This window comes from Streptomyces sp. NPDC096040, from assembly GCF_040303265.1.
Taxonomy (GTDB): Bacteria; Actinomycetota; Actinomycetes; order Streptomycetales; family Streptomycetaceae; genus Streptomyces.
In genome coordinates this window covers 57938-71733 of record NZ_JBEOTA010000036.1, presented here as the reverse complement: position 1 = coordinate 71733, position 13796 = coordinate 57938, and the positions used below count along the sequence as shown (strand labels likewise).

Annotated in this window: 1 protein-coding gene; it reads left to right on the top strand. The window is 75.1% G+C overall.

Annotated features, from left to right (window positions below; translation table 11 throughout):
• The coding region (locus tag ABTY98_RS35595; protein WP_352225247.1) for a type I polyketide synthase at nt 1–13795 on the top strand (13795 nt) is incomplete at its 5' end.
• Nucleotide 13796 lies beyond the last annotated feature (1 nt).

Sequence of the window (13796 nt, the reverse complement as noted above, 5' to 3'; positions counted from 1 at the left end):
GCGGGCGAAGGAACGGGGCTGGCGCAACACCAGGCTCAGGGTGAGCCATGCCTTCCATTCGCCGTTGGTGGAGCCGGTGCTGGACCGGTTCCGTGAGGCGATCGCCGGTGTCACCTTCGCCGCGCCGAGTATTCCCTTCGTGTCCACCGTGGATATCGATGCGGCGCCGGTGGACGCCGATTACTGGGTGCGCAACGTCCGGGACACGGTCCGCTTCGCCGACGCGGTCGCCCATTTGCATGCGCAGGGTGTGACGAGGTTCGTGGAGGTCGGTCCGGACGCCGCGCTGAGCGCTGTAGGACCGGACTGCCTGGCGGAGGACGCGGCCGCGGCCTTCATCCCGCTACTCCGCCGCGAGCAGCCCGAAGTGCGGGCTGTGGCGGTCGGGTTGGCGCGGTTGCATGCGCATGGCGGTACGGTCGACTGGGCGTCGTATCTGCCCGCCGCGGCCCGGGTCGACCTGCCGACCTACGCCTTCCAGCACCGCCGCTACTGGCTGGAATCAGCACCCAGCGGCAACCTCGCCGCCTCGGGGCTGCTCCCGGCCGGGACCCCGCTCCTCGGTGCGGCCACCGCGCTGGCCGGGTCCGACGCCTATCTGCTCACCGGGCGGCTCTCGGTGGTTTCCCAGCCCTGGCTGGCCGACCACCGTGTCTCCGGGGCTATCGTGCTGCCCGGCGCGGCGTTCGTGGAGCTGGCGGTGCAGGCCGCCGACCGTGTCGGTTGCGACCGGGTCGAGGAACTCGTGCTGCAAGCGCCGCTGGTGCTCACCGACGCGGGTGCGGTCCGGCTGCAACTGGCCGTCCGTGAGGCCCAGGACTCCGGCCGGCGCGCCCTGGAGATCTACTCACTGGCGGAGGACGCGTCCGAGGACGAGCCGTGGACGCTGCACGCCACCGGCACCCTCGCCGTCGGCCCGCACGAAGCCGTCGCCGCCGAAGAGGTGTGGCCGCCGCGGGACACTACCCCGGTAGCCGTGGATGCCGCTTACGCCGATCTCGCCGCTCGCGGCCTCGGCTACGGCCCGGCGTTCCAGGGGCTGCGGGCTGCCTGGCGGCGCGGCGGCGAGATCTTCGCCGATGTCGCCCTGCCCGATGAACTCCGCGACAGCGCGGGCGCGTTCGCGCTGCACCCCGCGTTGCTGGACGCGGCCCTGCACGCGCTCGCGCTCACCGACGACACCGGCACCGCGCGGCTGCCGTTCTCCTGGGCCGGGGTTCGGCTGCACGCCGCCGGAGCAGCCGCGGTGCGGGTGCGGCTCGCCCCCGCCGGCGAGGGCGCCTTCGCACTGGACCTGTTCGACGGCGCCGGTGCTCCGGTCGCCTCCGTCGAGTCGCTCACCCTCCGTGCCGCCACCGGACAGGGAACGAGCCGCGTACCCCGGGACTCCCTGTTCCGGCTGGACTGGGACACCGTCCCGGCCCCCACCGGACCGGCCGTCGGTCGGTGGGCGGTGCTGGGTACGCCGCCCGAGTCCCTGGCCGCCGACCTGCGGGCCACCGGGGTCGACCTCGCGGGTGACGACGCCGCCGACCTCACCGTGCTGGTCGTTCCGGTGGGGCAGCCCGTCGAAGAGGTCACCTCGACCGTGCTGCGGCAGGTGCAGGACTGGCTGGCCGACAGCGCGGCGCCCGCTCGGCTGCTCGTGGTCACCACCGGGGCGGTCGCCACCGAACCCGCCGACCCCCCGGCCGACCCCGGGGGCGCGGCGGTGTGGGGGCTGTTGCGCGCCGCGCAGGCCGAACAGCCCGAGCGGATCGTGCTGGCCGACCTCGACGACACCGGCGAGTCCCGCCGCGCACTGTCCGCCGTGCCGGTCGCTGAGCAGTCCGAACTCGCTCTGCGCGGAGGCCTGTTGCGTACACCCCGGCTGGTCAGGCCCGGCCTGGTGCCGCCCGTGGAGCCGCATTGGCGGCTGGCCGTCACCCGCCCGGGCACCCTGGACAACCTCGCGTTGGTGCCCGCCCCGGCCGCGGCGGCCCCGCTGGGGCCCGGTCAGGTGCGTATCGAGGTGCGGGCCGCCGGGCTGAACTTCCGTGATGTGCTCATCGCCCTCGGCATGTACCCCGGTGAAGTGGCTCTCGGTGGCGAGGGCGCCGGTGTGGTCATCGAGGTCGCCGCCGACGTCACCGACCTCGCTCCGGGCACTCGGGTCACCGGCCTCTTCGGTGACGCGTTCGCCCCGGTCGCGGTGGCCGAGCGGGCGGCCGTGGCACCGGTTCCGGACGGCTGGACGTTCGAGCAGGGCGCCGCCATGCCGATCGCACACCTCACCGCCCGGCTCGGCCTGGTCGAACTCGCCGGGCTGCGGGCCGGGGAGAAGGTGCTGATCCACTCCGCGGCCGGCGGCGTCGGCATGGCCGCCGTACAGCTGGCCCGGCACCTCGGCGCCGAGGTCTACGGCACCGCGAGCGAGGGCAAGTGGCAGGTGCTGCGCGAACTCGGCCTGGACGACGCGCATATCGCCTCCTCGCGGGACACCGGTTTCGCCGCGAGGTTCGGACCGGTCGACGTCGTACTGAACTCGCTGTCCGGGGAGTTCGTCGACGCCTCGGCGGGACTGCTGCGCCCCGGTGGCCGGTTCCTGGAGATGGGCAAGACCGACCTGCGTGACCCGGCCGACTTCCCGGACATCGACTACCTGCCGTACGACCTGATGCAGCTGCCGCCGCGGGAGATGCAGCGGCTGCTGGTCGCGGTGCTGGAGCTGTTCGCGGCGGGCGCGCTGACCGCGCCGACGCCGTCCGTGTGGCCGGTGTCCCGCGCGGTGGACGCGTTCCGGTTCCTCAGCCAGGCCCGGCACAACGGCAAACTGGTGCTCACCCTGCCCCGCCGACTCGACCCCCGGGGCACCGCCCTGATCACCGGCGGCACCGGCACCCTCGGCGGGCTGGTCGCCCGCCATCTGGTACGCGAGCACGGCATACGGCACCTGCTGCTGACCAGCCGCCGTGGCAGCGCCCCCGAACTGGAGGCCGAGCTCACCGAACTCGGCGCCGATGTACGCGTGGTGGCCTGCGACGCCGCCGAACGGGAGGACCTGGCAGCGTTGTTGGTCGGCATACCCGCCGAACACCCGCTCACCGCCGTGGTGCACGCGGCCGGGGTCTCCGACGACGGGTTGTTCACCGCGCTCACCCCGGAGCGGCTGGCCGCCACGCTGCGGCCCAAGGTGGACGCCGCGCTGCACCTGGACGAGCTGACCCGTGGCCAGGATCTGGCCGCGTTCGTGCTGTTCTCCTCGGCCACCGGCACCCTCGGCGGCCCCGGCCAGGCCAACTACGCCGCCGCCAACGCCTGCCTCGACGCACTGGCCGGCCGGCGACGCGCCGCCGGGCTGCCCGCCCAGTCGCTGGCCTGGGGGCTCTGGGCCCCGCCCAGCGGTATCACCGGCGAACTCTCGGCGGCGGACCTGGCCCGGATGGCTCGCGCCGGAGTGCAGGCGCTCTCCGCCGAGGAGGGGCTGACACTGTTCGACACGGCGCTCGCCGTCGACGAACCGGTGCTGCTACCGGCCAAGGTCCGCTTGCGCACCGCCGACCCCGCGCTGCTGCCACCGCTGCTGCGCGGCCTGATACGCGGCCCTCGGCGTCGTACCGCCGAGGCCACCGGACCCGGTACAGTCACCCGACCTGCCCAGCTCACCGCCGAGGAACTGCTGACGCTGGTGCGTGCCGAGACGGCCGCCGTCCTCGGCCACGCCGACGCCGACGCCGTCGACCCGCAGGCCGAGTTCCGTGCGCTCGGTGTGGACTCGCTGTCCGCGGTGGAACTACGCAACCGGCTCACCGCGGCCACCGGCACCGCCCTGCCCGCCACCCTGGTGTTCGACTATCCGACCCCGGCCGCGGTCGCCGGGCACCTGCGCCAGGACTCGCCCGGGGAAACGGCAGCCCCGGCCGCGCCGACCCCGGCCGGTTCCGGTGCCGGCACCGACGAGCCCATTGCGATCGTCGGCATGGCCTGCCGGTTCCCGTCGGACATCCGCTCCCCGGAACAGCTGTGGCGGTTCCTGCTCGACGGTGGTGACGGCATCACCGAGTTCCCGGCCGACCGCGGCTGGGAACTGGACTCGCTGTTCGACGCCGATCCCGACCGGCCGGGCACGTCCTACACCCGGCACGGCGGATTCCTGCGCGCCGCCGCCGACTTCGACGCCGACTTCTTCGGCATCAACCCGCGCGAGGCGCTCGCCACCGACCCGCAGCAGCGGCTGCTCCTGGAGACCTCCTGGGAGACCTTCGAACACGCCGGGATCGACCCGACCGCGATGCGCGGCAGCCGGACCGGGGTGTTCGTCGGCGTGATGCGCCAGGACTACGGCCCGATGCTGCACCACGCCGCCGAGGGAGTGGAGGGGTACCGGCTCACCGGCAGCGCGGCCAGCGTCGCGTCCGGCCGGCTCGCCTACGCGTTCGGCCTGGAGGGCCCCGCCCTGACCGTGGACACCGCCTGCTCGTCCTCGCTGGTGGCCCTGCACCTGGCCGCCCAGGCGCTGCGCCGCGGCGAGTGCGACCTGGCGCTGGCCGGCGGCGCCACCGTGATGGCCACTCCCGGCCTGTTCGTGGAGTTCTCCCGGCAGCGCGGCCTGGCCGCCGACGGCCGCTGCAAGTCGTTCTCGGCCGCCGCCGACGGCACCTCGTGGTCGGAGGGCGCGGGGATGCTGCTCGTGGAGCGGCTCTCCGACGCACGCGCCGCCGGGCACCCGGTACTGGCCGTGGTGCGCGGCTCCGCGGTCAACTCCGACGGCGCGTCCAACGGGCTCACCGCCCCCAACGGCCCGTCCCAGCAGCGGGTGATCCGCACCGCGCTGGCCGCGGCCGGACTGTCCACCGGGGACGTCGACGCGGTGGAGGCGCACGGCACCGGCACCACCCTCGGCGACCCCATCGAGGCCCAGGCTCTGCTGGCCACCTACGGCCAGGGCCGGGACGGCGAGCCGCTGTGGCTCGGGTCGGTCAAGTCCAACATCGGGCACACCCAGGCCGCCTCCGGTGTCGCCGGGATCATCAAGATGGTCCTCGCCCTGCGGGAAGGGCTGCTGCCCCGCACCCTGCACGTCGGCGAGCCCAGCCCGCACGTGGACTGGGCCTCCGGCGCGGTGACCCTGCTGACCGAGGCACGGCCCTGGCCGGCAACCGGCCGGGCCCGCCGCGCCGCGGTGTCCTCGTTCGGCGTCAGCGGCACCAACGCGCACATCGTCATCGAGCAGGCCCCGGCCGAGGCACTGCCCGAGCCGCCGGCCCGGACGCCCCTGCCGCTGCCGGCCGTGCTCTCCGCCCGTACCGAGACGGCCCTGCGCGCACAGGCGGCCAGGCTGCTGACCCACCTCGGCGACCACCCGGACGTCGAACCGGCCGCGCTGGCCCACTCGCTGCTGACCACACGAGCCGCGCACCCGCACCGGGCCGCGCTGCTGACCGGTCTCCACGCCGGGCGTGCCCACACCGGACTGACCGGTCCCCACGCCGGACTGGCCGCCCTCGCCGACGGCACCCCCGACGCCGACGTGGTCACCGGCTCCGCCGCCGACGCCGGGAAACTGGCCTTCCTGTTCCCCGGCCAGGGCTCCCAGCGTCTGGGGGCAGGCCGCGAACTGGCCGCCGAGTTCCCCGCCTACGCCGAGGCGTTCGACGCGGTGTGCGCCGAACTCGACCGGCACCTGCCCCGGCCGCTGCGCGAGGTGCTGTTCGCCGCCGAGGGCAGCCCCGAGGCCGCCCTGCTCGACCGTACCGACTTCACCCAGGCCGCGCTGTTCGCCGTGGAGGTCGCGCTGGTCCGGCTCACCGAGAGCTGGGGCCTGCGCGCGGACCTGGTGGCCGGCCACTCAGTCGGCGAGATCGTCGCCGCACACATAGCCGGGGCGCTCACCCTGCCCGACGCCGCCACGCTGGTCACCGCCCGCGGCGGGCTGATGGCGGCGGCCACGGCGGGCGGCGCGATGGTCGCCGTCCAGGCCACCGAGGCCGAACTCGCCCCGCTGCTGGCCGAGTACGCCGGGCAGGTGCGGCTGGCCGCCGTCAACGGCCCGAGTGCGGTGGTGGTGTCCGGCGACGCCGACGCGGTCGCCGAGATCGGTGCGCACTGGCGCGAACGAGGCCGCCGTACCCGCCGGTTGCGGGTCACCATGGCACCGCACTCCCCGCACGTGGACGGCATCCTGGCCGAGTACCGGGAGATCGTCACCGACATCCCGTTCACCGCGCCACGGCTGCCGGTCGTGTCCACGGTGACCGGGGCACCGCTGTCCGAGCGGGAGATCACCGACCCGGAGCACTGGGTGGCCAACGTCCGGGACGGCGTACGGTTCCTGCCCGCGGTGCGCGCCCTGGCCGAGGCCGGGGCCACCGCGTTCGTCGAGATCGGCCCGGCCGCGGCACTGACCGCGATGGCCCGCGACTGCCTGAGCCCGACCGAACCCGACGGCGAACCCACCGCCGGAACGGTCGTGCTGCCCACCCTGCGCGACGGCCGGGACGAGATCCCTGCCCTGCTGGAGGCACTGGCCCGGCTCCATGTGCACGGCATCTCCGCGGACTGGGCGGCGGTCACCGAAGGCCGCGCGCCGACGCCGGTTCCGCTGCCCACCTACCCGTTCCAGCACCGCCGGTTCTGGATGACCGGCGAAACGGCTGCCGACGCCGGCGTGGCCGGCCTGGGCACCGTCGGGCACCCGCTGCTCGGCGCTGCCGTCACGCTCGCGGACGGCGCCGGGGTGCTGTTCACCGGGCGGCTGTCCACCACCGCTCAGCCCTGGCTGGCCGACCATGTCGTGGCCGGCCGGATCGTGCTGCCCGGCACCGCGTACGTCGAACTCGTCGCCCGCGCCGGGGACGAACTCGGCTGCGGCCGGATCACCGAACTCACCCTGCACGCGCCGCTGGTACTGCCCGAGCGGGGCAGCGCCGCACTGCAACTGGTGCTCGGCACGCCCGACGACCAGGGCCGCCGGGCGGTGACCCTGTACTCCCGGGCCGAAGCGGGCACCACCGACGAGCCGTGGACCAGGCACGCCACCGGCACCGTCGAACCGGCGGACGACAGCGCGCCGCCGCTGGGCGAGTGGCCGCCGGCCGAGGCGTCCGAGGCGACCGGGACCGAGTGGGATGGTCCGGGCGGGCTGTACGAGCTGCTGGCCGACCGTGGCCTGGCCTACGGACCGGTGTTCCAGGGCCTGCGCCGGGTCTGGCGGCACGGCGCGGAGCTGTACGCCGAGGTCGCCCTGCCCGAGCCGGCCGAGCCCACCGGCTTCGGGGTGCACCCGGCGCTGCTGGACGCCGCGTTGCACGCGATGGCCACCGACCCGGAGGCGACCACGGCCGCCCTGCCGTTCGCCTGGACCGGGGTGACCGTCCGGCAGCCCGGCGCGGACTCGCTACGGGTGCGGCTGACCCCGGCCGACGGCGGCTTCGCCATCGCGGCGTACGACGGCTACGGCGCCCCGGTGTTCACCGCGGACAGCCTCGCACTGCGCCCGATCCCCGCCGAACTGAGCGCCCAGGACTCCGGGACCGAGGCACTGCACACGGTGGACTGGACGCCGGTGCGCACGGACGCCGCGGGCCCTTCCCCGGCCGAGCCGAGCACCGGCACCGAAGACCCCCCGCCCGTCCGGCTCGGCGCCGACCTCGACCTCACCGCGGTGACCGACCCCGGGCAGTGGCTGCTGGCCGCGCTGCCCGCCGCCGGGAACGACCCGGCCGCGATCGCCACCGCCACCCACCGGGTGCTGGCGTTGCTGCGCGCGTTCCTGACCGAGGAACGGTTCGCCGGCACCACACTCGCACTGCGCACCAACGGAGCCACCGACGGCGCCGACCTGGGCGCCGCCGCCGTCTGGGGCCTGGCCCGCTCCGCGCAGTCGGAGCACCCGGGCCGGATCGTGCTCCTTGACAGCGACGGCAGCCTGCCCGACCCCGTGGCCCTGGCCACCGGCGAGCCCCAACTGTCCGTCCGGGACGGCGCGGTGCTCGTGCCCCGGCTGGTCCGCGCCGGTGCCGGCGAGCCCGCCGTATGGCACCCGGAGGGCACGGTGCTGATCACCGGCGGCACCGGCGCGCTCGGCTCGGTGCTGGCCCGGCACCTCGCCGCCGAGCACGGCGTACGGCACCTGCTGCTCACAGGACGCCGTGGCCCCGACGCCCCCGGCGCCGCGGAGCTGGTCGCTGATCTCGCCGAACTCGGCGCCACCGCCGAGGTGGTGGCCTGCGACGTGGCCGACCGGGGCGCGCTGGCCACGGTGCTGTCCGGCATCCCCGACGCGCACCCGCTCACCGCCGTGGTGCACGCCGCCGGAGTGCTGGACGACGGGATGCTCGCCGCGCAGACCCCCGAGCGCGTCGACCGTGTGCTGCGGCCCAAGGTGGACGCCGCACTGCACCTGGACGAACTGACCCGTGATCAGGACCTGGCCGCGTTCGTGCTGTTCTCCTCGGCCGCCGGGATCCTGGGCAGCCCCGGGCAGAGCAACTACGCCGCCGCCAACGCGGTCCTCGACGGCCTCGCGGCCCGCCGCCGATCGGCAGGCCTTCCCGCCGTGTCGCTGGCCTGGGGCCTGTGGGCCGGAGGCATGGGCGACACGGCCGACGGCACCGCCCGGCAGCGCATCGAACGCCTCGGTGTGGTGCCGCTCCAACCGGCCGAGGGCATGCGACTGTTCGACACCGCCGTACCCGGCGAGAACGCCCTGGCCGTCCCGGTCCGGCTGAACCTGGCCGCGCTCCGCGAGCAGGCCCGCACCGTCCCGCCCGCCCCGGTGCTGCGCGGACTGGTCCGTGTCCCGGCCCGCCGCGCCACCGGCACCGGCACGCTCCAGGCGGCGTTCGCCGGGATCGACGAGGCCGCCCGCGGCAGGCTGGTGCACGACACCGTGCGTACCGCGGTCGCCGCCACCCTCGGCCATGGCAACGCGGCCGAACTGGGCGACCGGCGCGCCTTCACCGACCTCGGCTTCGACTCGCTGACCTCGGTGGAACTCCGCAACCGGCTGGCCGCCGGCACCGGACTGACGCTGCCCGCCACGCTGGCCTTCGACCACCCGAGCATCGCGGCCACCGCCGCATACCTGCTGCGCAGGCTCACCGCGGCCGCCGCCCCGGCGCCCACCGCACCCAGCCGCACCGGCCCTGCCGACGAACCGATCGCCATCATCGGCATGGCGTGCCGCTACCCGGGCGGAGTGCGCTCCCCGGAGGACCTGTGGCGGCTGGTGACCGCGGACGGCGACGGCATCTCGCCGTTCCCCACCGACCGCGGCTGGAACACCGAGCAGCTCTACGACCCCGACCCCGACCGCGCCGGGCGCACCTACCTCACCAAGGGCGGATTCCTCCACGACGCAGCCGAGTTCGACGCGGGCCTCTTCGGGATCTCGCCGCGCGAGGCCCTCGCCATGGACCCGCAGCAGCGGCTGCTCCTGGAGACCTCCTGGGAGGCACTGGAACGCACCGGCATCGACCCGCTGTCACTGCAGGACACCGACACCGGCGTGTTCGTCGGCGTCATGTACCACGACTACGCCACCCGGCTCCCCAGCACCCCACAGGACGTCGAGGGCTACCTCGGCGCGGGCACCGCGGGCAGCGTCGCCTCCGGCCGGATCGCATACACCTTCGGCCTGCAGGGCCCCGCGGTCACCGTCGACACCGCCTGCTCCTCCTCGCTGGTCACCCTGCACCTCGCGGCGCAGGCGCTGCGGGCGGGGGAGTGCTCCATGGCGCTCGCCGGCGGCGCGACCGTGATGTCCACCCCCGGCACCTTCATCGAGTTCTCCCGGCAGCGCGGACTGGCGGCCGACGGCAGGGTGAAGGCGTTCTCCGCGGACGCGGACGGCACCGTCTGGTCCGAGGGCGTCGGCCTGCTGGTGGTGGAGCGGCTGTCCGACGCGCGCCGCAACGGCCACCGCGTCCTGGGTGTGCTGCGCGGCTCGGCGGTGAACCAGGACGGCGCCTCCAACGGGCTCACCGCCCCCAACGGCCCCTCGCAGGAACGGGTGATCCGCACCGCGCTGGCCGCCGCCCGACTGTCCCCCGCGGACGTGGACCTGGTGGAGGCGCACGGCACCGGAACCGCGCTGGGCGACCCGATCGAGGCCCAGGCGCTGCTGGAGACCTACGGCGCCGACCGCGAACAGCCCCTGTGGCTGGGGTCGGTGAAGTCGAACATCGGGCACACCCAGGCCGCCGCCGGTGTCGCCGGCGTGATCAAGGTCGTACAGGCGATGCACCACGGGGTGCTGCCACGCACCCTGCACATCGGCGAACCGACCTCGCACGTGGACTGGGCGTCCGGTGAGGTGCGGCTGCTCACCGAGGCGCGGCCGTGGCCGGAGCGCCAGGGGCCGCGGCGGGCGGCGGTGTCCTCGTTCGGGATCAGCGGCACCAACGCCCACGTGATCATCGAACAGGCCCCGGAGGTTCCGGCCCCGCAGCCGGCGCCCCGGCGAGTGGTGCCGGTGCCGCTGTCCGCCAACACCGAGGCCGCACTGCGTGCCCAGGCCGGCCGGCTGCGCACCTGGCTGACCACCCAACCGGACGCCGGAATACCCGAGTTGGCGGCCGCCCTGACCACCGGACGCTCCGCGCTGACCCACCGTGCCGTGGTGGTCGCGGCCGACCGTCAGGACCTGCTCGGCGGACTGACCGCGCTGGCCGCCGGGGACACCGCACCGCACATCGCCACCGGAACGGCCGGGGCCACCGGCCGCACGGTGTTCGTGTTTCCGGGGCAGGGTGCGCAGTGGGCGGGGATGGCGGTGGAGTTGCTGGAGTCGTCGCCGGTGTTCGCGGAGCGGTTGGGCGAGTGTGCTTCGGCGTTGGGTGAGTTCGTGGACTGGTCGCTGCTGGGTGTGTTGCGGGGGGAGGTGGGGGAGCCGTCGTTGGAGCGGGTGGATGTGGTGCAGCCGGTGTCGTTCGCGGTGATGGTTTCGTTGGCGGCGTTGTGGCGGTCGTTCGGGGTGGAGCCGGATGCGGTGGTGGGGCATTCGCAGGGGGAGATCGCGGCTGCGTGTGTGGCGGGGGCACTGTCCCTGCGCGACGCCGCGCTGGTCGTCTGCGTGCGGAGCAGGCTGATCGCCGAGGAACTGGCCGGACTCGGCGGGATGGCGTCAGTGACGCTGCCCGCCGACGAGGTGACCGCCATATTGCCCTCGGGTGTGACGGTCGCCGCGGTCAACGGCTCCGCCTCCACGGTGGTCTCCGGTGACCCGGCGGCCCTGGACCGACTGCTGGCCGACTGTGAGGAGCAAGGCACACGGGCCCGTCGTATCGCGGTGGACTACGCCTCCCACTCCCCGCAGGTCGAGCGCATCGAGGCACGACTGGTCGAGGCCCTCGCGGAGGTGCGCCCGCGTGCGGCGGACGTGCCGATGTTCTCCACGGTCACCGCCGACTGGGTCGAGCCCGCCGTGCTGGACGCGGAGTACTGGTACCGCAACCTCCGTCAGACCGTTCGTTTCGAAGCAGCCGTGCGCGCCCTGGCCGAGCAGGGCCACCGTGGCTTCGTGGAGGTCAGCCCCCACCCCGTGCTGACGCCCGGCATCGACCAGACGCTGGACGAGGTGACCGTCGTGGGCTCGCTGCGCCGCGACGAGGGCGGCCTCGACCGTTTCCTGCTCTCCGTCGCCGAGGCCCAGGTCGCCGGGCTGCCGGTACGGCTTTCCGCCGCCTTCGACGGCACCCGGCCCGCGCTGCCGGACCTGCCCACCTACGCCTTCCAACGGCAGCGCTACTGGCTCTCCGCCCCGGAGCACACCGGCACCGACGCGGCGGACGGCACGTTCTGGGCGGCGGTCGACCCTGCCGACCCCAAGGCACTGGCCGACCTGCTCGGTGTGCCCGCTGAACCCCTCGCCGAGGTCCTGCCCGGACTGGCCGCCTGGCGCGCCGCCCAGGAAGCGACCGCCACCACCGACAGCCGGCGCTACACCGTGGGCTGGCGGCCCGTCGAGGCCACCGAGGCGGTGCTGAGCGGCACCTGGCTGGTGGTCGGCCCAGACACCCCGGTCCTGGCCGAGGACTGCGCCGCCGTGCTCACCCGCGCCGGGGCCGAGGCCCGCGTGGTCGACCAGGGCACCGCCGCGGCCGAGGCCGGCACCGTGACCGGGGTGGTCTCGCTGCTCGGCCTGGCCGAGGGCCCGCACCCGGACCACCCCGCCGTGCCCGCCGGACTGGCCGCCACCCTCGACCTGGTGCGCGCCCTCGCCGACACCGGCACCGCACTGTGGCTGGTCACCTCCGGCGCGGTCGGCGCCACCCCGGCCGACCGGCTGCCGCACCCCGAACAGGCCATGCTCTGGGGCCTGGGCCGCACCCTCGCACTGGAGCAACCGAAACTGTTCGGCGGCATCGTCGACCTGCCCGAGGACCCGGGCCGTGGGCTGGACCGGCTGGCAGCGCTGCTGGCCGGCACCGAGGACCAGGCCGCCGTACGCGACACCGGGGTGCTGGTGCCGCGCCTGGCGCACGCCCCGCTGGGCGGGCGCACCCCGGCCAGGCCGTGGCAGCCCACCGGCACCGTGCTGGTCACCGACGGCCTCGGCCCGATGGGGCTGCCGGTGGCCCGCTGGCTGGCCGGCAACGGCGCACAGGCGTTGGTCCTCACCTCCGACGACCCGGCCGCCGGCGCGCCGGACGACCTCGGTGTCCCGGTCACCGTCAGCACCTGCGACCCGGCCGACGAAACCGCGCTCGCCGACCTGCTCGCCGCGATCCCGGCGGACACACCGCTGACAGCCGTGGTGCACACCGCGGGCACGCTGCGCTCCGGCCCGCTGGCCGGCACGGACCTCGCCGAAGTCGCCGCCACCCTCGACGCCAAGGTGCGCGGCGCGGCCAACCTGCACCGGCTCACCGGCGAGTTGGACGCGTTCGTGCTCTTCTCCTCCGTCGCGGCCACCTGGGGCGGCAGCGAACAGGGCGCGTTCGCCGCGGCCAACGCCTACCTCGACGCGCTGGCGCAGCACCGGCAGGCCCACGGGCTGCCCGCCACCGCCGTCGCCTGGGGACCATGGGAGGGCGCCGGGTTCGGTGCGGCGGACGCCGACACCGAGGCCCGGCGCCGTGAGGAACTGCGCCGCCGGGGCGTGCTGGCGCTGCCCCCGCAGGAGGCGCTCGCGGCACTGGCCGACGCGGTGCGGCACGCCGACACCAACGTGACCGTGGCCGACGTGGACTGGGCCGGTTTCGCACCCGCGTTCACCGCCGCCCGGCCCAGCCCGCTGCTGGGCGACCTGCCCGAGGTACGGGACGCGCTCACCGCCGTAACCGGCGAACCGGACGCCGCCGAGTCCCCGCTCGCCGACCGGCTCGGCGCGCTGCCCGAGGCCGACCAGCAGCGCGAACTCGTAGAGCTGGTACGCCGGGAGGTCGCCGTCGTACTCGGGCACCGGGACCCGGACGCCCTGCCCACCGGACGGCCGTTCACCGACCTCGGTTTCGACTCACTGGCCGCGGTCAACCTGCGCAACCGGCTCGGCGCGGCCACCGGCGTACGCCTTTCGGCCAGTGCCGTGTTCGACCATCCGACCCCCGCCGGACTCGCAGACCACCTGCGCAGGCAGCTGGTGGTGCCGGCCGCGGCCGCCGTCGGCTCGCTGGACGAGGAACTCGACCGGCTGGCCGGAGTGCTTGCCGAGGTGTCCGGCGAGGACGACCGGCGGCGGGCGCTGACCCGGCTACAAGGACTGGTCGGCCGGCTGACCCCGCGCGCCGACGGCGACCGCGAGTCGGTCACCGAGCAGCTCGGGGCCGCGAGCGACGAAGAGATCTTCCGGTTCATCGACTCGGAGTTGAGCTGAT